Source organism: Streptomyces sp. NPDC057424, from assembly GCF_042803315.1.
GTDB lineage: Bacteria > Actinomycetota > Actinomycetes > Streptomycetales > Streptomycetaceae > Streptomyces.
Window position 1 is genome coordinate 162,365 of the sequence record NZ_JBHVCP010000009.1, and the last position, 20,673, is coordinate 183,037.

The window sequence follows — 20,673 nt, forward strand, 5'->3', positions numbered from 1 at the left end:
GTAGCTCGGCACTAATGTTTGTCATACGGCAAGTAACGGCTGAGGCGCCGTCGCGCGACCTCGGCCCGGCCCGTGCAAGGGAGCGATGCAAGTGTCGGTGTCGGAAGAGAACGCGGAACAGGAGCCGGCCGCCTACCAGGTGAGCGCGTTCCTGGAACGGCGCCGGGAGCAGATCGCCCAACGGTGGGCGGACGCCGCGCTGTTCCGCACGGTCTTCACCGTGTCACGGGACGAGGCGGTGGAGGCGGGCAGAGCGGTGACCGCGGCCCTGGCGGCGGTGGCGGCATCCGGGCGGCTGGACGACGTCCGGGCATCCGGATTCGAGGCCGTGCGTGACCAGTTGGGCCGGATGGCGGCCTCCCGGGCCCGCACGGGATCCGACCCGGACGGGGTCGCCGGCGAGGTGGCCGCGCTGCGCGAGCCGGTGACCGAGCTGCTGCGCGCCGAGTTCCCGGAGCCGTACGCCCCCGAGGCCCAGGAGGCCGTGGTGGCGCTGACCGTGCTCATGGGCACGCTGCGCCTGGTCGTGATGGAGACGACGGTCAGCGCGGGCGAGGAGCTGATCGCCCGGCAGCGCGAGCAGCTGCACGAGGTGGCCACTCCGGTGATCAAGCTGTGGGAGAGCACCGTCGCCGTGCCGCTGATCGGCACCCTGGACAGTGCGCGCAGCCAGGTGGTCATGGAGAGCCTGCTGGACGCGATCGTCGCCGAGCGCGCCCGGTACGCCATCCTCGACATCACCGGCGTGCCCACGGTCGACTCGCTGGTCGCCCAGCACCTGATGAAGACCGTGGCGGCGGCCCGGCTGATGGGCGCCGAGTGCATCGTCTCCGGTATCCGGCCCGCGATCGCGCAGACCATCGTCCACCTGGGGATCGATCTCGGCACGGTGCTCACCCGCTCGAGCCTGGAGGACGCGCTCGCCTACGCGCTCAGCCGGCAGGGGGTCGAGATCGCACCGCTGAGGGCGGCCGGCGCGGCGGCGGCGGACGCGGGCACGCGGTGACCGGTTTCGCGGGACACGGGCCCGCGGGCGGACACGGCTTCACCGTGCCGGTCCTGCAGCTGGGCGATGTCCTGCTGGTCACCCTCCAGGGGGAGCTGCACGACGGGATGGCCGAGCAGCTCCAGCAGGACATCACGGCCCGGATCTCGCACAGCCGGGTGAGCGGGGTCGTGATCGACATCTCCGGCGTGGAGATCGTCGACTCGTTCCTGGGCCGGGTCCTCGCCGAGATCGCCGCCGGAGCCAAGCTGCTGGCGGCCCGTACGGTGCTGGCCGGGATGCGCCCGGCGGTGGCGATCACCCTGGTCGAGCTGGGACTCACGCTGCCCGGCCTGCGGACGGCCCTGGATGTCGAACGTGCGATGGAGATGCTCGGCGTGACCACGCGCCGGGGCGAGGGGGGTCCATGATGCAGGCTTCCCGCCAGGCCGGTCCGGCCAGCCTGCCGATCGGCTCGGACGCCGATCTGGCCTGGGTGCGGCAACAGGTCCGGCAGGCAGCCGCCGAGCTCGGCTTCGGGCTCGTGCAGCAGACCAAGCTCGTCACCGCGGCGAGCGAGCTGGCCCGCAACACCCTCGTCCACGGCGGGGGCGGCCATGTGCAGCTGACCCCGCTGGACGCCGGGCAGTCGCACGGGCTGCGGCTGGCCTTCGTCGACACCGGGCCCGGCATCCGTGACCTGGACCAGGCGCTGACCGACGGTTACACCAGCGGCGGCGGGCTCGGGCTCGGGCTGAGCGGGGCCAAGCGGCTGGTGCAGGAGTTCGAGGTGGACAGCCGGCCCGGTGAGGGGACCACCGTCACCGTCACGGCCTGGGCCACCGTCGTGCCGTCCTCCCGGACGGTGCCGTGATGAGCAGGGTCTGGGACGTGCCGGTGGACGACTCGACCCGGGTGCGGGACGTACGGGTGGCGGCCGAAGAGGCCAGTGAGTGCGCCGGCCTGCCCCCGAACCGCACCGCGACCGCCGCGCTCGTGGCGACGGAGCTGGCGACCAACCTGCTGCGGCACGCGGAGGGGGGCCGGGTGCTGATCAACCTCGTGGAGCGGGCGCACGACGACGGCGGGCGGGCGGCCGTGCAGCTCGTCTCGATCGACCACGGCCCCGGTATCCCGGATGTCGCGGCGGCGATGCGCGACGGCTACACCACGACCGTCGCCGCCTCGCTCGGCGCCGGGCTCGGCACGTGCCGGCGCATAGCGAACGACTTCGACCTGCACAGCGCGCCCGGCCGGGGCACCGTCGTGATGGCCCGGATCGGCCGTGAGCCCGCCGTCCGCAACCAGGGGCCGCCCCCGCCGGGTCCACGCGCCGGGGGCGTCAACGTCCCCCTCGGCCGGGCCGAGCACTCCGGGGACGCCTGGGGCCGGGTGCGCGGCGGGGACCGGCTGACCCTGCTGCTCGCCGACGGGCTCGGTCACGGGGCGAAGGCGGCCGAGGCCTCCACCGCGGCGGTGACGGAGCTGCGCGGCATGGGGGAGCTGCCGCCCGCCGAGATCCTGCGGAGTCTGGGCCGGGCCCTGCGCCCCACCCGGGGCGCGGCCGTCGCCGTGGCTCAACTCGACCTACGGCAAGGGCAGCTGAACTTCGCCGGGATCGGCAACGTGGGTGCCCGGCTGCGGACCGAGGGCAGGTGGAAGGCGCTGCTGTCCCACCCCGGCATCGTGGGCGCGCAGGCCCCGGCGTCCGTGCCGGTGCAGCGGGTGCCCTGGCAGGAGGGCAGTCTGCTGGTGCTGCACAGCGACGGCCTGCCCAGCCGCTGGACGCCGCCCGACGACGGCGTACTGCCCGGCTGCGACCCGGCGGTGGCGGCCGCGGTGGTACTCCGGGACGCGGGCAGCGCGGCCCGGCCGGTAGCGGACGACACGTGCGTGGCGGTCCTCACCGCCGACGGCGTGAGCCGCCACGGCTCGGGGGCCTGAAAGGGGTTGAGGGCCGGGGCGGCCGGTGCGGTTTCACGGTCCGTGCGGCCGCTCGCCGCCGGGACTCACCGCCCCTCCGTCCCGTCGGTGCCCGGCGCCGTGTCCCGGGCTGTCAGGAACCCCCGCAATCCCCGCCTCAGCGCTGCCCGTTCTGCCGGTTCCATCGCCGCCAGTGCTGTGGCCAGGGCCTGGGCGCGGCGGTCGGCGACGTCGCCCAGGACGTGCTGTCCGTGTGTCGTGAGCCACAGTTGGACCTCGCGGCGGGTGTCGGGGTGCGGGGCGCGTTCCAGCAGGCCGGCCGCCGCCAGCCGGTCGCAGAGGCGGCTGGCCGTGGGGAGACCGATGTCGAGGCCGTCCGCCAGGGCCGTCAGGTTCAGGCCGGGCGTCGCCTGGATGGTGCGCAGGGCCCGCAACTGGTGCAGGGACAGGCGCAGGGACGCCTCCTGGGCGGCGACCGACCACAGTGCCGTGAGTTTCTCCACGGCATCGGCGATCTGCGATGCGACGACCTCCGGGCCATCGCCCGGTCCCCTCGCCCGGTGGTCGCCGGGGCCGCCGAGATCGGTCACGAAACGGTCACTTCCATAAAGCTCCGGGTACTGATGAGGTCGCCCTCTTTCAAAGGCTGTACCCGATGAACCGAGAGGCAAGCAGCCCGGTTCAGCGCCCGGCCGGACCGGCGGCGGCTCAGCCGGCGCTGAGCTCCGTCAGCGCGGCGAGCGGCAGCGTGTGCTGGGTCTGGAGGACCTTCGCCCGCAGGTAGCGGACGTTGTGGGCGGTGGTGAAGACGCCCGTGGGAATCCGGTCGCGGACGTCGACGCCCAGGGATCGCAACTGGCCCGCCTTGTCGGGGTTGTTGGAGAGCAGGTCCAGTTCGCCGATGCCCAGAGCCCGGAGCATCTGGGCCGCGGCCGTGTAGTCGCGGGCGTCCTCCGGCAGCCCCAGCGCCGCGTTCGCCTCGTACGTGTCGAGCCCCTCGTCCTGGAGGGCGTACGCGTCGAGCTTGTTGTAGAGGCCGATGCCCCGGCCCTCCTGGCGGAGGTAGAGGAGTACGCCGCCGTGCTCGGCGATGCGCTCGACCGCCTCGCGCAGCTGAGGGCCGCAGTCGCAGCGGGCGGAGCCGAACACGTCCCCGGTCAGGCACTCGGAGTGCAGCCGCACCAGCGGCACCGGGCCGGGCTTGCCGAGGACCACGGCGACATGCTCCCGGCCGTCGGCCAGCCCGTGGAAGGTGACGAGCTCGGCGTCGGCCTCGTAGCCGTCGTGGAAGCGCAGCGGGACCCGGACGCGGGAGCGCGGGGTGGCGATGACGGCGGGGGTGTCGGGCATGCGGGGCCTCCGGGTTCCGTTTCCTGTTCGGCTGCACAGCCGTAGTGCTTCAGATTTGAAGCAGATCCACGAGGGGAACCCTACTTGTGCTTTAAATTTGAAGCAATAAGAGGGCCGCGCTGTGTGGCACACGTCACGAACAGGCCGGTGACGACCTCCGCCGCCACGGCACGTCGTCCGCCGCCGGCCGCGTCCCGTCCTCCTGGAGCCCCTGCGCGATCGCCGCGGAGATCTCCTCCAGGTGTCCCACCTGCTCCTCGCTGAGCCGGTCGAACAGGAAACGCCGCACGGTCTCGACGTGCCCGGGCGCCGCCCGTTCCAGTACGGCCAGCCCCTCGTCGGTCAGCGCGGCGATGCTGCCCCGCTTGTCGTACCGGCAGGCCTCGCGCCGCAGCATGCCGTCCTTCTCCAGCCGGGTGACCGCGTACGTCAGCCGACTGCGCGTGATCTTCAGCCGCTCGGCGAGGTCGGTCATGCGCAGCCGCCGTTCCGGTGACTCCGACAGGACGGACAGGATGGAGTAGTACAGGTGCGGCATGCCGGCGTCCTGCTGGAGCTGCCGGTCGATCGCGTCCTCCAGGAGCAGCGAGGCGGCGATGTAGGCGCGCCAGGCGCGCTGCTCATCGGGGCTGAGCCAGCGAGTCGTCATGCCGCCAGTGTAGGTTTGTTACAAAATTGAACCAAGCCCTGTCCAGTCCGGCCGTCCCGACCAGCCGCGGAGCGTCGATGCCTCACCCCTACGTCCTGCTGTCCGCCGCCGTCTCCCTCGACGGCTACCTGGACGACACCGGGCCCGACCGCCTGCTCCTGTCCAGCCCGGCCGACTTCGACCGGGTCGACGAGGTCCGGGCCTCCGTCGACGCGATCCTGATCGGTGCCGGCACCATCCGTGCCGACAACCCGCGGCTGCTGGTGAACTCGCGAGAGCGGCGGGCCGCCCGCACGGCCGCCGGGAAACCGGAATACCCCCTCAAGGTCACCGTCAGCGGCTCCGGCGACCTCGACCCGGACGCCCGGTTCTGGCACACCGGCGGCGAGAAGGTCCTCTACACGACCGGCCGGGGCGCCGAACGCGCCCGTGCCCTCGGCCTCGCCGCCGACGTCGTCCCGCTCGGCGCCGACCTCGACTGGCGGCGGCTCCTCACGCACCTGCACGACGTCCGGGGCGTACGGCGGCTCATGGTCGAGGGCGGCGGCCTGATCCACACCCAGCTCCTCACCCAGGGCCTCGCCGACGAACTCCAGCTGGTCCTCGCCCCGCTCTTCGTGGGTGACCCCGGGGCCCCCCGCCTCTTCGGCCCCGGCGCCTTCCAGGACGGCCGGCTCCGGCTGCTGGAGTCGCGGCGGATCGAGGACGTGGTCCTGATGCGCTACGAACCGACCGCCCCGGGCGCCGGCCCCCTGCCCACCGCCGCCGACCACCACTGGCTGGCCCTCGCCTGCGAACTGGCCGAGCGCTGCCCCCCGTCGGACACGGCGTTCAGCGTGGGCGCGGTCGTGGTCGCCGCCGACGGCACCGAACTGGCCCGCGGCCACTCCCGCGAGGCCGGCGACCCGGTCGGGCACGCCGAGGAGGCGGCCCTCGCGAAGCTCGACCCGGCCGACCCGCGCCTGCCCGGCGCGACGGTGTACAGCAGCCTCGAGCCGTGCGCCCGCCGCGCCTCCCGCCCCGCCCCCTGCGCCCGGCTGATTCTCGACGCGGGCGTACGACGGGTCGTCACGGCCTGGCGCGAGCCGGACACCTTCGTGACGGACGCGGACGGCAGCGGCCTGCTGGCGGCCCAGGGAGTGGAGGTCGTCGTCCTCCCCGAGCACGAGGAGCGGGCCAAGGCCCCGAACCGCCACCTGCCGGGCTGAGTGCGGGCCGAACGGCCCAGCAGATCCTGCGTCCGGACCGCTGCCCGGGTCACGCTGCCTCCAGGGCCAGGACGAGAGCGGCGGAGGCGGCAGCCATGAGGTCAGCGGGGCGACGACGGACTCCGGCACTGCTCCTCGTGCCCCTGCTCACCGCGCTCGCCCTCCTCGCCTCCGCCTGCCAGGCCGGCGACCCGGACGCCCGCACCATGGGCCCGGCCCTGCCCTCCGGCGCGGCGTTCACCCACCCCGGCGTCCTCGTCGACCGGGAGCAGCTGGACGCCGTACGCGAGCACGTCACCGCCGGGCGGCAGCCGTGGCTGAAGGCGTACCTCGCCATGCGGGACAGCGCATACGGCTCGTACCGCTACCGGGCGAAGCCGTACGAGACCGTCGTCTGCCCGGCCGGTGACCTGAAGGGCCGGGGCTGCGCCGAGGAGCGCGCGGACGCCCTGGCCGCCTACACCCAGGCCCTGCTCTTCACCGTCACCCGGGAGCGGCGGCACGCCGTGAAGGCCAGGGAGATCATGGACGCCTGGTCGGCCACGCTGCGCCGGCACACCGGGGAGAAGGCCGCGTTGCAGGCCGGCTGGACCGGGTCGGTCTGGGCCCGGGCCGCGGAGATCGTGCGGCACACCCGCGGCGCGGGCTGGCCGGCCGAGCGGGCACGGGCCTTCGAGGACATGCTGCGCACCGCCCACCTTCCCCGAGTCGCCGCGTCGGATCCGGACTTCACCGGCACGTGGGACCTCGTGGCGACGGACGCGGTCATCTCCGTGGCCGTCTTCCTCGACGACCACCGGGCCTTCGGCCACGCTCTGGAGCGTTTCCGGGAGCGTGTGCCCGCCTACTTCTACCTGGAGGAGGACGGGCCCGTGCCGCTCACCGTGCCCGGCTCCGGCGTGGACGGCCCGCAGCGGATGGCGTCGTACTGGTTCGGGCAGACCACGTACCGCGACGGCGTCTCCCAGGAGACCTGCCGCAGCGTCCGGCACGTCGGCGCCTCGCTCGCCGCCACCGCCCACATCGCCGAGACGGCCTGGCACCAGGGCGTCGACCTCTACGGCGAGACCGAGGACCGGCTGACGGCCGCGCTCACCCTGCACGCCCGCCACGAGCTGGGCGGACGCGTGCCCGGGTGGCTGTGCGGTGGCCGGGTCGAAGGGAAGCTCGGACCCGGTCTGGAGGTTGCCCTCCACCACCTGGAGGGGCGGCGCGGCCGGCCCGTCCCCGCCGCACACAAGCTGGCCGTGCGGGCCCGGCCCGCCGGCACCGACGGCCTGTTCACCGCCTGGGAAACCCTGACCCACGCGGGCGCCCCGGCCGGCTGAGCGGAGGGTGTGCACGAGCTGTCCCGCGGATGGCGTACACTGGAGTCACAACGACGCGGGGTGGAGCAGCTCGGTAGCTCGCTGGGCTCATAACCCAGAGGTCGCAGGTTCAAATCCTGTCCCCGCTACTGAAGGCCGAGGGCCGGAATCCAAAAGGATTCCGGCCCTCGGTGCATTTCCCGGCACCCCATTACGGTCGGTGAGTGAACCACCCCGTTCCGCATAACAACTGACACACCGTCAAAACTCGTCCGTCACATGCGCAGCGGTCAACTCGTCCGGTTTGAGCCGGTCATGGCAGGTAAGTCCGCGCGAAAAAGGTTAATGATCAAGTGGAATCGCTGGAATACCCCTCGCGCGTCTATTAACGTTCGATAACGCAGCGCGGTCGTCCCAGCCGTCACAGAAGGCGGCTCCGTGCGCACGCGCCGAATCCCGAAAGGGAACCGGGGAACCACCACTTGGGGTGAATCGGGCGGATACCACCGTGGAAGCACGGCAGGTATACGCGCGTAGGAGACCTTCCTGCTCCGAACCCGTCAGCTAACCCGGTAGGCGAGAAGGAAGGAAAGGAGTACGCCCACGTGGCGTCCAACCGGCCTGCCCCCGCGGCCCCGTACGCGCCGAAGCGCGACATCGACACCTTCGGCTACGGCGGTCAGCGCACCGACGAGGGCCCGTTCCAGGAGTGGAACCCCACCGAGGAGTCCATCCGTCCCGTCCGTGGCCGGCATCGCGTCACCAAGCAGCGCGGCGGAGGTCTCGCCCGCAGCTCCACCGTCCTGGGCGTCGGCGTCATAGCCGCCGTGGGTGCCGGCGGCATGGCCAGCGCCCAGACGGGCAAGCCCCCGGTGTCCATCTCCGTTCCGGACCTGCCCTCGGTGGGTTCCCTCATCTCGGACGACGACACCCCCGAAGGTTCGGCCACCCCGCTCAGCAGCCTCGGCACCGCCACGGCGGACCCCGAGCAGAGCACCTCCGGCGCCGGTGCCGGCGAGGCACTGCGCGCCCGGATCATGGCCCAGGTCGAGCACCAGCAGGACCAGATCGAGACCAAGGCCGCCGAGGACGCCGCGGCCGCCGCCGAGAAGGCGGCAGCCGAAGCCGTCGCCAAGGCGGAGAAGGAAGCCAAGGCCAAGGCCGCCGAAGCCAAGAGGAAGGCGGAGGAGGAGGCCAGGAAGAAGGCCGAGGCCGAGCGGCTGGCCGCCCTCGCCAAGCAGTTCACGCTGCCGACCTCCTCGTACACCATCACCTCCAGCTTCGGCCAGGCCGGCGCCTACTGGTCCTCCGGCTACCACACCGGCCTCGACTTCGCCGCCCCCACGGGCACGCCGATCAAGGCCGTGCACAGCGGCACCATCACCGAGGCGGGCTGGAACGGCTCGTACGGCTACAAGACCGTCCTCACCCTCGATGACGGCACCGAGATCTGGTACGCGCACCAGTCCTCCATCGGCGTCAGCGTCGGCCAGAAGGTCAGCACCGGCGACGTCATCGGCCGTGTGGGCGCCACCGGCAACGTCACCGGGGCGCACCTGCACCTCGAGGTCCACACCGGTGGATCCTCCGGCGGCATCGACCCGATGGCGTGGCTGCGGGGCAAGGGACTGAACCCGTAAGCGGTACACGCCCGTTGAAGCACCGGCGGCCCTGACGGCGACCCCCCGACGTCAGGGCTCCCGGTTTTCCGGTGTGGTGTTCACGGGGACTTCGCGTCCGTTGCGGAATGAAGCCTTCCTGCAGGGGCGTTGACACGGAACATGACGTCCCTTCGCAAGCTCGGCTCTTCCGGCCTCAAGGTCTTCCCCCTCGCCCTCGGCGGCAACGTCTTCGGCTGGACCGCCGACGAGGACCAGTCGTTCGCCGTCCTCGACGCCTACACCGCCGCCGGCGGCAACTTCGTCGACACCGCCGACTCCTACTCGGCCTGGGTCGAGGGCAACCAGGGCGGCGAGTCCGAGACCGTGCTCGGCAAGTGGCTGAAGTCCCGCGGCAACCGCGCGGACGTCGTCGTCGCCACGAAGGTCAGCCAGCACCCCGAGTTCCGCGGCCTGTCCGCCGCCACCATCAAGGCTGCCGCCGACGCCTCCCTGCGGCGCCTCGGCACCGACTACATCGACCTGTACTACACGCACTTCGACCAGCCCGACGTGCCCGTCGAGGAGATCATCGGCGCGCTCGACACCCTCGTGAAGGCCGGGAAAGTGCGGCACATCGCCGCCTCCAACATCTCCGCCGAGCGGCTGCGGGCCTCCCTGGAGTTCTCCGACCGCGAGGGGCTCGCCCGGTACGTGGCCCTCCAGCCCCACTACAACCTGGTCTCCCGCGGCACCTACGAGGGTGAGCTCCAGGACCTCGCCGAGCGGACCGGCCTGGCCGCCGTGCCGTACTTCGCGCTCGCGTCCGGCTTCCTCACGGGCAAGTACCGGCCCGGCACGACCGTCGAGAGCGCACGGGCGGGGAGTGCGGCCGCGCACCTGGAGACCGAGCGGGGGCGGCGGGTGCTCGCCGCCCTCGACGAGATCGCCCGGGCGCACGAGGTGCCCATGGCCACGGTGGCGCTGGCCTGGCTCGCCGCCCAGCCGACCGTGACGGCGCCGATCGCTTCCGCGCGGACGGTGGAGCAGCTGCCCGCGCTGGTCGGCGTCGGCGAACTCACGCTCTCTCAGGCCGAGGTCACACGGCTGACGCAGGCCTCGGCCTGATCCCGACGACAGGCCCCTGGAACGGTGCTGGCCCAGCCGCGTCGTCCCGCCCGCAGGGCGGGCCCTGCGGCGTCCGGTGCGGCGAGCGGGGCCCCTGCTCGAAGAGCTTGGGGAAGCGTGCCGGGCGTCGCGACGGGGCGAGCGTCACCTGTCCGGGCACTAGGAGCGGTACGGGTTGTACGCCGGGTACGGCGCCGGCTGCGGGCCGTACCCGTACACGCCGTACACCGGCCAGGGCGGGGCCACCACCGGGACCGGAGGGGCGGTGATCCGCGCCGCGTGGTCCAGCGCGGGACGGGCCGCCTCCCGGCGCCGCCACAGCTCGCCGAGCAGTTCCCGCTCCCGCACCGCGAAGTCCGCCCCGGCGCGGCCCCGCCGGGCCCGGTGCCGCAGGAACGCCAGGGACGTCGCGTACGCCTCGTACCGCGCCACCTCCCGGGGCGCCGCCCTGCCCGCGTGGCGCCGGGCGTACTGGCGGGCGATCCGCCGGGCCCGCATCGAGCCCAGCGCGTACGGCTCCGCCGGGGCCAGCCAGCCGGCCACGGCGTAGGCGGGCAGCTCCGCCCGTATGGTCTTCAGTTCCCGCTGCCGCGTCCAGATCACCAGCCATGTCAGCAGCCCGAAGCTGGGCACCATGAACGCCGCGTACACGGCGAAGAACCCGTACTCGCCGAAGGCCGAGGAGCCGTTCCACATCGCGTGCATGCCCATCGCGAGCAGTAGCCCGAAGAGCGGGAACGCGACGCGGCGCAGGGGCCGGCGGTCCGCCGAGAGCGCGGCGATGCCGAAGCCGATGCCGGTGAGGACCGTGAACAGCGGATGCGCGAACGGCGACATGACGATGCGCACGAAGAAGGTCGCCGCGGTGACGGAGGCGATGCCCGTGCCGCCGGTCAGCTGGTCGGTGCCGAAGGCGGTGCCCAGGTAGAGGATGTTCTCCGTGAACGCGAAGCCGGTGGCGGTCACGCCGGCTACGACGACCCCGTCGACGATGCCGGTGAAGTCGCGCCGCCGGAAGAGGAAGACCAGGAGGACGGCCGCCGCCTTGGCCGACTCCTCGACCACCGGCGCTATCACGGTCGCGCCGAGGGTGTCCGCGCTGGACGGGTCCGCCGTCGCCGTCGCTATCCATCTCGTCGCGAAACTGTTGGCGACGATCGCTATCAGCGCCGCCGCGCAGGCCCCCCAGGCGAAGCAGAACAGCAGGTTCCGCCAGGGGCCGGGTTCGACCCGGTCGAGCCAGCGGAACGCGGCTGTCAGCAGGGGCACCGGGAGGACGGCCAGCCCCAGCCCGACCAGGAACCCCTCCGTGCCGGTCTCCTCGCGGACCAGGGCGAGGATGACGAGGCCGGATATGGCGAGGAGCGTGCTCAGCGCGCCGTAGCGCACCCAGGGGCGCTGCCACCAGTGGGCGTGCCGAGAGGAGCCGGCTGTGCCTGGGCCGGCGAGGGGTGCGCCGTCGGTGGGCCCGCTGGGGTACGACGGGTGCGGGAGGCTGGTGGCCACGGCATTGACCCTAACGACGGATGGGCGCTGTCCGCAGGCGGAAGAGGTGCCAGGGGTGGTCAGGCGCCGGCGGGGGGCTGGTCCACGTGCTGTACGCGGCGGAAGAGGAGGTCGTTCACGACATGTCCCTTGTCCAGTCCCTGGCCCTCGAAACGGGTCAGCGGACGGAAGTCGGGACGCGGCGCGAAACCGCCGTCCGCCTGCGTGTTCTCGAAATCGGGGTGTGCCGTGAGGACGTCGAGCATCTGCTCGGCGTACGGCTCCCAGTCGGTGGCGCAGTGGAGGACCGCGCCGGGCCCGAGGCGGGTGGCGGCGAGGCTGAGGAAGTCGGGCTGGATGATCCTGCGCTTGTGGTGCCGCTTCTTGGGCCACGGGTCGGGGAAGTAGACGCGCAGGCCACCGAGGCAGTCCGGGGTGAGCATCTCGCGCAGGAGGATGATCGCGTCGCCGTTGCCGACCCGGATGTTGGACAGGCCGTTCCGGTCGGCGAGATTGAGCAGGTTGCCCTGGCCGGGGGTGTGGACGTCGACGGCGAGGATGTTCGTGGCGGGGTCGGCCGCGGCCATCTGGGCGGTGGCCTCGCCCATGCCGAAGCCGATCTCCAGGACGACGGGGTTGTCGTTGCCGAACAGCTCGGGCAGGTCGAGGCGCCGGCTGCCGTCGATGTCGAGGCCCCACTTGGGCCACAGTCGCTGCAGGGCGTCCGCCTGACCGGCGGTGACGCGGCTGCGCCGAGGCTGGAAACTCCGGATGCGCCGCTCGAAGTGCGACCCGGCGGGGTCGGCCTTCGGCCCGTCGGGAAAACGCGGCTCTCCCTTGGCCCGGGTGCGCCGGACGGAGGGACCGGGGGTGTGCGGGTGCGGGGTTTCGGGGGTGTTCGCGGAGTCAGACACAGTGCCCCTGATTTTACGGCTGTGGTGTGGCGCGTACGGGCGGGTGGGTGGGTCGGGGCCGTGCCGGGGGTGTCCGTCCCCGGAACGGCGCGATGGGGTTGCGTGCCCACTGACTGTTCGTGGACGCGCCAATCGCTGCGGGGTCGACCCCCGGCACGTCCCCTCGCGTCGCCCAGCGGGTGCGGGTGCGGGTGCGGGTGCGGGTGCGGGTGCCTCGTGGCTTGTGCCCGCAGCGGCGTCCCGCCCTGCCGGGTCGCGGACCCGTCCGGCATCAGCAGCAGGCCTCACAGCGCGTTCAACGCCCTCCGTGCCACCTCCCGGCCGATCGGCAGGGACGCTGTGGCCGCAGGAGACGGAGCGTTCAGGACGTGCACCGTGCGAGGGCCCTCGCGGATCAGGAAGTCGTCGACCAGGGTTCCGTCCCGCAGTACCGCCTGCGCCCGCACCCCCGCAGCCGTCGGCACCAGGTCGTCCTCGGACACCCCGGGCAGCAGCCTGCCCACCGCATCCGTGAACGCCCTCTTGGACAGGGACCGCCGCAGCTCACCCGCCCCGTAGCGCCAGTGCCGGCGGGCGATCTGCCAGGAGCCGGGCCAGGCCAGGGTCGAGCCCAGCTCGCGCGGGCGGACCGTGCCCCACCCGTACCCCTCGCGGGCCAGTGCAGGGACCGCGTTGGGCCCGACATGGACACCCCCGTCGATGCCCCGCGTGAGATGCACCCCGAGGAACGGGAACGCCGGATCGGGCACCGGGTAGACCAGGCCGCGCACCAGCTCGGGCCGGGCCAGCTCGTAGTACTCGCCCCGGAACGGCACGATCCGGACGTCCGGGTCGCCCCCGGTCAGCCGGGCGATCTCGTCGCACTGCAGACCCGCGCAGTTCACCAGGACCCGCCCGCGTACGACGTCCCCCGCTGCCGTGAGCACGGCGACTCCCCGCTCGGGGCGCCGGTCGACGCGCACGACCCGCGTGCCGTAGCGGATCTCCGCGCCCGAGCCGTGGGCCAGCTGGCGGGCGACCGCGACGAAGTCGCAGATGCCGGTCGTGCCGACGTGTATCGCGGCGAGGCCGCGCACCTCCGGTTCGTACTCCGCGATCTGGGGCCCGCCCAGCTCCCGCACCGGGATCCCGTTCTCCCGGCCGCGCTGGACGAGGGCGTGCAGGCGGGGCAGCTCCGCGCGGTCGGTGGCGACGATCAGCTTGCCGGTGACCGCGTGCGGGATGCCGTACTCGGCGCAGAACTTGACCATCTCCGCCGCGCCCCGCACCGCGTAGCGCGCCTTGAGGGAGCCGGGGCGGTAGTAGATGCCGCTGTGGATGACGCCGCTGTTGCGGCCGGTCTGGTGGCGGGCCGGGCCCGGTTCCTTCTCCAGGACGGTGACACGTGTGCCCGGTGCGGCGCGTGTGATCGCGTACGCCGTCGACAGGCCGACGATGCCGCCGCCGATCACCAGCACGTCACAGTCGTATGTGATCCGCACTCGCACCACCTCCCGCTTCGATAGTGCACTGCGCCACTGACAATGCCTTCAAACGCGGGACGGGCGGCATGCCTGCTCAGGCTACGCCGGAGTCATCAGCAGCGGACGTGCGCGCTCACGGAGCTCCACCACCCGCGGCTCGTCGCCGTACGGCTCCAGCCGGTGCAGGAGATCCTTCACGTACTCGGTGGTCCGGGCCGAGGAGATCCGCCCGGCGACCTCCACCGCCCGCACCCCCTGCTCGCAGGCCGCGTCCAGGTTCCCCGACTCCAGTTCGGCGACGGCCGAGACGACCAGGCGCAGGCCGTGCGAGCGGACGAACTCCTCCGTCGGCTTCGACAGGGCCTGCTCGGTGAAGCGGCGGACCTGGCGGGGCGCCTTGAGGTCGCGGTAGCACTCGGCGGCGTCGGCGGCGAAACGGTCGTAGGAGTAGAAGCCGAGCCAGCTCGGGTCGTTGTCGCCGGGGCGGGCGCGCTCCAGCCAGCTCTCGGCCGCTTTCAGGGCGCCGCCGGCCGCAGGGGCGTCGTTCGCGCGTGCGTGGGCGCGTGCCTCGACGAGGCGGAAGAAGCTCATGGTGCGGGCCGTCGCCAGGCCGCGGTTGCGTTCCAGGGCGGCCTGGGCGAGGTCCACGCCCTCGTCGCCGAAGCCGCGGTAGGTGGCCTGGAGGGACATGGAGGCCAGTACGTAGCCCCCGAGGGGGACGTCCGCCGCCGCCCGGGCCAGGCGCAGGGCCTGGATGTAGTAGCGCTGGGCCGCTTCCTGCTGGCCCGTGTCGAAGGCCATCCAGCCCGCGAGGCGGGTGAGTTCGGCGGAGGCGCCGAAGAGGGCCCGGCCGACCTCGTCGGAGTACGAACCGAGCAGCAGAGGGGCGGCCTCCACCCTTAAGCATTCGGGGACCATGGACGAACGCCAGTCGCCGCCGCCGTACTTGGAGTCCCAGCGCCGCGCGTCCTCGGCGGCCTCCCGCAGCTTCTGCACATCGCTGTGGCCGACTTTGAGCGGTGCGCCGGAGCCCTCGCCGGGGCCCACGTCACGCGCGACCGAACTGTCGGCCGGGGTTATCAGCCATCGTGAGGCGGGCGTTGCGTATGCGCTCACTGCGAATGATCCGGCCAGCGACTGCCAGATGCCGCCGGACCCGGCGCGGCGGCCGGCGAGGTCGAGGCGGTACAGGTCGGTCGCGGACCGCACTGCCTGGCCGACGTCCCGCGGGAAGGCGAGGCCGACTTCGGGTGCGGGGTCCGCATCCGCCAGGCCGATCTCGTGGAGCGGCACCGGGCGGCCCAGCTTCTGGCCGATGGCGGCGGCGATGAGGTGCGGAGCCGCACCCTGCGGCACCATGCCCTTCGACACCCAGCGCGCCACCGACGTCTTGTCATAGCGAAGTGTCAGTCCTCGCTGAGCGCCAAGGTCGTTGACGCGTCGCGCGAGGCCTGCGTTGGAGATTCCCGCGAGGGCGAGAACGGTGCCGAGTTTTTCGTTCGGCCCGCGTTGCTCCCTGGACATGCGCCACCCCTCGACACAGACGGCTGCCGCGCTGGCATAACCGTGCGGCATTCGTAAACCCAGCGTAGTTCGCCGCATCCCAAGCGTTAAGGGGCATTGTTCCGGTTGGCGGGATTGTGGTCCGTACTGAAGTGCGGTTCAGATACGGGCTGTTGCGACGTGCTCCCACTGTGTGGCCGTGCGCCTGTCCGTGCGCTCTTCTCCGGCCACCGCGGGAGCGGTTCCATGGTCGTTGCGTGGGTCGGCCCGCTGTACTGGATCCAGTGGGCTGGGGGACACCGTCGCCTCCATCCCCGCGGGCGGCGGAACGGTCCGGGAGACGTGCTCCGTCTCCCGGGCTGCGCGACCGGGTGGCAGGGTGCGGAGCCTGTACGGAGAGTGTTCGAGGCTGCCTGGGTGACGCCGATTTGGCTGAAAATCAACCCTGCCGGTCGCGGGGTATCAGGGCTCCGACCACGGCACTTGAGGGCGCGTCGGGCGTGATGGGGGCGCGTTTCGGGGGCGCATTCGCGTCGCAGTCGTACCGGAGACATGTCGCTGGCGTGCCTTGATTCTTGGCCGTCCACTCGTTCCTCTGCATCCCCGCAGCAGTCTCCTCCGCCCGTCGTTTCCGCCCGACTCCTCATGAGACGTACGGGTGTTCGGGGTGCCCGGAACGGTGCGGGTGGCTCCGCCGGGGCGCATTCGACGGAGCGCAAGCGGCGTCGGCACCCTCTGGAACGCTTCCTTCATGGCAGCATGGTGAACCGGTTCGTACGGTGCACTGGTTGTCCACAGCCTGTGGAGGCGGCGATGCGGTGGTTGGTGGGATGGAGCAGCACCGCCGCGGGAGCCGTCGCTGCCGGTTCGGCGGGGGCCACCGGCGGCGAGGGTGAGACGCTGCATCCGGTGGGGTCCCAACTCCTGTGGGGCGACCTCGACCCGCTGTGGGCGGTCGGCGACTGGCGGCCCGACGAGGTGCGGGTCGTGAAGGCCGACGACCGGACCCGGATCGCCGTCCTCGGCATCTGCGGCGCCACCGACGAGCAGCTCCGCGTCGCGCTGTTCGCCGCACGCGGCGGCGCACTCCGGCATCTGACCGCCTGGCCGGGCAGCTACACCGCGATCGTCCAGGTCGGCCGGCGGATCACCGTCTGCGGCGATCTCGCGGGCGCGCGGCCGGTGTTCCACACCCCCTGGGCCGGCGGCACGGCGTACGCGACCGCCGCGCTGCCGCTGGCCGACCTCATCGAGGCCAACCTCGACTTCGGGCATCTCGCCGCGCTGCTGGCCGCGCCGGACGTGCCCGCAGCGCTGCACGACTCCACGCCGTACGACGGCGTGAAGCGCATTCCGCCCGGGCATGCCCTCATCCTGCGCGCCGGGGCGCGCGAGATCGCCGGGTACGAGCCGGTCGCCTCGCTGGCCGTGGCGGCGCCCCCGGCCGACCCCCACAGCGCGGTCGACGCGGTGCGCGACGCGCTCGTGGAGGCCGTGCGGACGCGGCTGTCCGCGCCGCGGCACGTTCCCGGGGCGGACATCGACCCGGGCCCCGTGCCCGGTATGGGGCCCGCCGAGCGGCGTGCCGCGCGCGGGATGCCGGTGCCGGGGATCGGCGCGGACCTGTCCGGCGGGCCGGCCTCCGGGGCACTGGCGCTGCTGGCCGCGGGGCTGCCCGGGATGCCGGGCACGGTGCTGGGACACGGCACGGGCGCGGGGGAGCGGCTGCTGGCCGTCACGTTCAACGACCTCGCCGTCGCGGGCCGGGAGGCCGAACTCGAGCGGGCGGGGGCGCTGGCGGCGAACCCACGGCTGCACCACGTCGTCGTCGCGGGCGGCGAGGAGACCCTTCCGTACGCCGACCTGGACGGGCCCCTGACGGACGAACCCGGGCCGTGCCTGGTGTCGGCGGCGCGCCATCGGGCCCGGCTGGCGGCGGGCAGTGCGGACCACTTCACGGGCTACGGTGCACGCCAGGTCCTGGACGCCCATCCCGCCCGGCTCGCCGACCTGCTGATGGACCGCCGGCGGCGTCATCTCGTACGGCCGGTCGCCGCCCTGGCCAAGGCCGACGGGTCGGTGCTGGTGCCCGCGCGCGTGTACGCGGCGGCGCGGCGGTTGTCCCGTACGCCGTACCGGTCGGGAGTCGAGTCCCTCGCCGAGCGCCTCCTCGACCCCCGCTCCGACGACGGTCTCGACGCGCCCGGCGGTGCGCTGGATGCCTCGCTCGCCGCGCTGACCTGGGGCAGACCCGGGCCGGCGGCGCGCTGGCTGACCGGTGAGGCGCTCGCTGAAGTATCGGTTCGCCTTCAGGCGTCGACACACCGGTCGGAGCTGGTCGGGCCGGGGCAGCGGCCGGGTGACTTCCGCGCGCGTGCGGCGCTGGCCCGGCATGCGGCGGACCTGCGGGTTCTGGAGCAGGCCGCGGAGGTCCGCTTCCAGCGGCTGCACGCGCCGTTCCTCGACAACCAGGTCGTCCGCGCGGCCCGGGCGCTGCCCGAGGCCCTGCGGGTGCGGCCGGGCGCGCGGGCGGCGATCCTGCGCACGGTGCTGGAAGGGGCCGGGGTCCGGGACCTGCCACCCGGCTGGGGCGCCCCGACCCAGGCGACGGCGGCGGCCGCGGAGCGTACGGGGCTGCGCGTTGCTGCGGACTCCCTGATCGCCCTGTTCGACACCCCGCTGCTGGCCGAGGCGGGCCTGGTCGAGGCCCGCGTGGTCCGCAAAGCGCTGCGCGGCGCGGCGGAGGGCGAGCCCCTCCCCCTGGACGGCCTCGCGGACCTGGTCGCCCTGGAGCTCTGGCTCCGCCGCCTGCTGTCCCGGCGCGGCACATGCTGGACGGGTACACCGGCGCGCCAGCGGGCCGTTCCGGCGGGGATCGCGCCGCAGCGGGGGGCGTTGGGGGCGGGAGCTGGTGGAGGGCGGCGGGGATAGCGCCTGTGCGGCTGGGTGCGTGCCTAGCCTCTTCGCCGGGTGGTGGGTCGGGGCCGTGTCGGGGGGTCCGTCCCCGGAACGGCGCGATGGGGCCCGCCCGAGCGGAACGGCACCTCGACGCCGCCCTAGCCCTCTGGCCTCTGGCCTCGCTGGACGAGGCTCCCAGCGCGCACGCCACATGAGCTGCCGGGGCACTAGCCGCAGGTGAACCTGGACTCGGCCCAGTCCACCGGCATCAGGTCGTCGAGGGCGCCGCGCGGTTCCACCACCAGCCGGACCGTGCTGCGGCCGGTGAGGTCCACATGGACGGGTACGGCCGGGTCGCCACCCTCGACCAGCGGGGACCGCCACAGCCGGGCCCCGTCGGCGTAGACGGAGAAGTACACCTTGCCGAGCCTCAGTGTCATGTCGTCCACACCCACGAGCGCGTCGTACGACGAGCAGGAGCGGTTGAGGTCGATGGTGACGGACGAGCGGCCGTGCACGGTGACGCCGTGCGTGTACCGCTGGTCGCCGATCGACAGGCCGGACCGCTTCCAGACCCAGCTGCTCGAACCGATCCGCATCTCGGGCTTCGTGCCGTCGCCGCTGATGTCGTACGACAGTTCGCTCCACTGGTAGACGGCCGGAGCGGGCGGGGGCGGCGGGGGCGGTGGGGGAGTGGGTGTCGGTGTGGGGGCGGGGGGTGGCGTCGGCTCCGGGGGCGCGGGTGGGGCGGTGGATTTCCGGGTCGGGGTCGGGGTGGGGGCCGGGGCCGGGCTCGGGCTGGTCCTGGAGTTCGGTGCCGGCGCGGGTGTCTCGGCGCGTGCGGGCACGGTCCCCGGCGGCCTCGGCCCCGGTTCCGGCGGTGAGGGGGAGGGCGTGGGCTCACCCGGGCGCACCACCGACGACGGTGGAGGGGACGAAGGAGCCGATCCGGCCTCCTCCTTCGGCTTCCCGTTGCCGGCCAGTGCCATCACCACCGCGGCCACCACACCCACGGCGACCACACCGGCCGCGATACCGGCCTTCACCGGTCCGCCGACCCCCTCGGAGGCCGCCGCACCGCCCGCACCTCCGGCCCCGCCGGTCGAACCGCCGCCCGCTGCGGCCGCCCCGCCGGTCGAGCCACCGGCCGCCGCGGCCGCCCCCGTCGCCCCGGCCGCTCCCGCACCACCGGCGATGAGCCCGGCAGCCTTCGCGTATCCGGCGGCCCCGAACCAGCCGATGACGGCGACCGGCACGACGGCCGGGATGCCGCCGGCCACTTCCTCGATCTGCATCGCGGCCAGCCGGCACTTCGCGCACTCGTCCAGATGCTTGCGCAGCCCCCGCTCGGCCCGGGTGCGCAGCCGGCCGCGGGCGTAGGTGCCGAGCTGATCGGCGTAGCGCGCGCACTCCTCGTCGCCGGTGAGTGTGGCGCTGACATGGGCCTGGAGGTAGGCCTGCTTGAGGCCCTCGCGGGCCCGGCTGGCGAGCACGCGCGTGCCGTTGGCGTCCAGCCCGAACAGCGTGGCGACCTCGCTGGGCGACTCGTCCTCGATCTCGGTGTGCCACAGCACGGCCTGCCAGCGCTCCGGCAGCGACCGGAAGGCCCGCATGGCCATGGACTGCTCCGCCTCGTGCATCGCCCGTACGTCCGCGCCCAGTTCGAGCGTGTCGTCGTCGGAGACGTCGGGCCCGCGTGCGGACCGGGCGGCGAACACCGCGAAGTCGTCGACGAGCTGCTCGCGCCGCGCCGACCGCGTCCAGGAGGCGGCGACGCGCCGGACGGAGGTGAGCAGGTACGCGCGGACGGCGTGCGTGGGGCCCGCCCCGCCGCGCACCGCCTGGAGCATGCGGGCGAAGACCTCGGCGGTCAGGTCGTCCGCGGTGTGGGCGTCACGGCAGCAGGTGCGGGCGTACCGGCGCACGGCTTGCGCATGGCGCCGGTACAGCTCCTCGTACGCCGTGTCGTCGCCCGAGCGCATCCGGTCGATGAGGTCGGCGTCCGACGGCGGCTGTTCGCGCGGCGGCGGCAGGACGCCGTCCTCGTGCCGGTCGCGCTGGGCGGGGACCGAGCCGTCGGGGCGCCCGCCGGGTGGCACGCTCGCGCGTCCGCCCTGACTCGGCACCTGCGGCGGGACCGGGCCGCCGGCCGTGGCGTCGCCGTTTCCGCTACCGCTCGACTCGTCCCGACCGTCACCGCTCATCGCGGAAAGCCCCCGCCAGCCGCCCAACCCGTCCAGACCACCGGGTCAGCGTGCCATA

17 protein-coding genes, 1 tRNA gene and 1 riboswitch are annotated in these 20,673 nt (G+C 73.4%); of the genes, 10 read left to right on the forward strand and 8 right to left on the reverse strand.

The window, feature by feature from the left end; all coding sequences use genetic code 11:
• The first annotated feature begins 85 nt into the window (after window positions 1–85).
• The 4 genes from ACFU3E_RS11255 to ACFU3E_RS11270 are packed head-to-tail and all read left to right on the forward strand — an operon-like array spanning window position 86 to window position 2,929.
• Window positions 86–1,006 (forward strand): STAS domain-containing protein, encoded by a 921-nt coding sequence (locus ACFU3E_RS11255; RefSeq protein ID WP_384154947.1) that lies wholly within the window; start codon window positions 86–88, stop codon window positions 1,004–1,006.
• Window positions 1,003–1,416, forward strand: a complete 414-nt coding sequence (locus ACFU3E_RS11260; protein ID WP_384154949.1) for an STAS domain-containing protein — start codon at window positions 1,003–1,005, stop codon at window positions 1,414–1,416. Before ACFU3E_RS11255 ends, ACFU3E_RS11260 begins: the two co-directional genes overlap by 4 nt.
• The gene (locus ACFU3E_RS11265) at window positions 1,416–1,859 is read left to right on the forward strand and encodes an anti-sigma regulatory factor (protein WP_384154999.1); all 444 of its coding nucleotides are present in this window, start codon (window positions 1,416–1,418) and stop codon (window positions 1,857–1,859) included. Before ACFU3E_RS11260 ends, ACFU3E_RS11265 begins: the two co-directional genes overlap by 1 nt.
• Window positions 1,859–2,929, forward strand: a complete 1,071-nt coding sequence (locus tag ACFU3E_RS11270) for a SpoIIE family protein phosphatase (RefSeq protein ID WP_384154951.1) — start codon at window positions 1,859–1,861, stop codon at window positions 2,927–2,929. Before ACFU3E_RS11265 ends, ACFU3E_RS11270 begins: the two co-directional genes overlap by 1 nt.
• 65 nt (window positions 2,930–2,994) lie before the next feature.
• On the opposite strand, the gene ACFU3E_RS11275 is transcribed toward ACFU3E_RS11270, so the two are convergent.
• The 3 genes from ACFU3E_RS11275 to ACFU3E_RS11285 form a co-directional block, all read right to left on the reverse strand.
• Window positions 2,995–3,498, reverse strand: coding sequence for a MarR family winged helix-turn-helix transcriptional regulator (locus ACFU3E_RS11275; protein ID WP_384154953.1), 504 nt, complete (start codon window positions 3,496–3,498; stop codon window positions 2,995–2,997).
• 118 nt (window positions 3,499–3,616) lie between these two features.
• Window positions 3,617–4,258 (reverse strand): GTP cyclohydrolase II, encoded by a 642-nt coding sequence (ribA, locus tag ACFU3E_RS11280; RefSeq protein ID WP_384154955.1) that lies wholly within the window; start codon window positions 4,256–4,258, stop codon window positions 3,617–3,619.
• Between the two features lie 133 nt (window positions 4,259–4,391).
• Window positions 4,392–4,907 carry a MarR family winged helix-turn-helix transcriptional regulator gene (locus ACFU3E_RS11285; RefSeq protein WP_384154957.1) on the reverse strand — a complete coding sequence of 172 codons (516 nt, stop codon included), beginning with the start codon at window positions 4,905–4,907 and terminating at the stop codon, window positions 4,392–4,394.
• Between the two features lie 77 nt (window positions 4,908–4,984).
• On the opposite strand from ACFU3E_RS11285, the gene ACFU3E_RS11290 reads away from it, so the two are divergent.
• The 5 genes from ACFU3E_RS11290 (at window position 4,985) to ACFU3E_RS11310 (ending at window position 10,148) form a co-directional block, all read left to right on the forward strand.
• Window positions 4,985–6,115: a dihydrofolate reductase family protein gene (locus ACFU3E_RS11290; protein ID WP_384154959.1), complete on the forward strand. Its 1,131-nt coding sequence runs from the start codon at window positions 4,985–4,987 to the stop codon at window positions 6,113–6,115.
• A gap of 137 nt (window positions 6,116–6,252) precedes the next feature.
• Window positions 6,253–7,443, forward strand: coding sequence for an alginate lyase family protein (locus ACFU3E_RS11295; RefSeq protein ID WP_384154961.1), 1,191 nt, complete (start codon window positions 6,253–6,255; stop codon window positions 7,441–7,443).
• Window positions 7,444–7,497: 54 nt separating this feature from the next.
• A tRNA-Met gene (locus tag ACFU3E_RS11300) sits at window positions 7,498–7,571 on the forward strand.
• Window positions 7,572–7,859: 288 nt separating this feature from the next.
• Window positions 7,860–8,016, forward strand: a riboswitch (cyclic di-AMP (ydaO/yuaA leader).
• Between the two features lie 11 nt (window positions 8,017–8,027).
• Window positions 8,028–9,062, forward strand: coding sequence for a M23 family metallopeptidase (locus ACFU3E_RS11305; protein ID WP_384154963.1), 1,035 nt, complete (start codon window positions 8,028–8,030; stop codon window positions 9,060–9,062).
• A 141-nt stretch (window positions 9,063–9,203) separates the two neighbouring features.
• Window positions 9,204–10,148 carry an aldo/keto reductase gene (locus tag ACFU3E_RS11310; protein WP_384154965.1) on the forward strand — a complete coding sequence of 315 codons (945 nt, stop codon included), beginning with the start codon at window positions 9,204–9,206 and terminating at the stop codon, window positions 10,146–10,148.
• 159 nt (window positions 10,149–10,307) lie between these two features.
• Here the strand turns inward: ACFU3E_RS11310 and ACFU3E_RS11315 are convergent, their stop codons facing one another.
• The 4 genes from ACFU3E_RS11315 to ACFU3E_RS11330 all read right to left on the reverse strand — a co-directional run bounded on the left by ACFU3E_RS11315 (window position 10,308) and on the right by ACFU3E_RS11330 (window position 15,534).
• Window positions 10,308–11,654, reverse strand: coding sequence for a PrsW family intramembrane metalloprotease (locus ACFU3E_RS11315; protein ID WP_384154967.1), 1,347 nt, complete (start codon window positions 11,652–11,654; stop codon window positions 10,308–10,310).
• Window positions 11,655–11,713: 59 nt separating this feature from the next.
• A complete protein-coding gene (gene trmB, locus ACFU3E_RS11320; RefSeq protein WP_384154969.1) occupies window positions 11,714–12,547 on the reverse strand; it encodes a tRNA (guanosine(46)-N7)-methyltransferase TrmB in 834 nt (277 codons plus the stop codon).
• Window positions 12,548–12,831: 284 nt separating this feature from the next.
• Window positions 12,832–14,034 (reverse strand): L-2-hydroxyglutarate oxidase, encoded by a 1,203-nt coding sequence (lhgO, locus tag ACFU3E_RS11325; protein ID WP_384155001.1) that lies wholly within the window; start codon window positions 14,032–14,034, stop codon window positions 12,832–12,834.
• 75 nt (window positions 14,035–14,109) lie between these two features.
• Window positions 14,110–15,534 carry an MFS transporter gene (locus tag ACFU3E_RS11330; RefSeq protein ID WP_384154971.1) on the reverse strand — a complete coding sequence of 475 codons (1,425 nt, stop codon included), beginning with the start codon at window positions 15,532–15,534 and terminating at the stop codon, window positions 14,110–14,112.
• Window positions 15,535–16,326: 792 nt separating this feature from the next.
• Here ACFU3E_RS11330 and ACFU3E_RS11335 point away from each other — a divergent pair.
• Complete coding sequence (locus ACFU3E_RS11335) at window positions 16,327–18,444, forward strand: asparagine synthase-related protein (protein ID WP_384154973.1); 2,118 nt, start codon at window positions 16,327–16,329, stop codon at window positions 18,442–18,444.
• A gap of 194 nt (window positions 18,445–18,638) precedes the next feature.
• Here ACFU3E_RS11335 and ACFU3E_RS11340 read toward each other — a convergent pair whose 3' ends face one another.
• Entirely contained in the window at window positions 18,639–20,615 is a 1,977-nt protein-coding gene (locus ACFU3E_RS11340; RefSeq protein WP_384154975.1) for a sigma-70 family RNA polymerase sigma factor, read from the reverse strand.
• Window positions 20,616–20,673 lie beyond the last annotated feature (58 nt).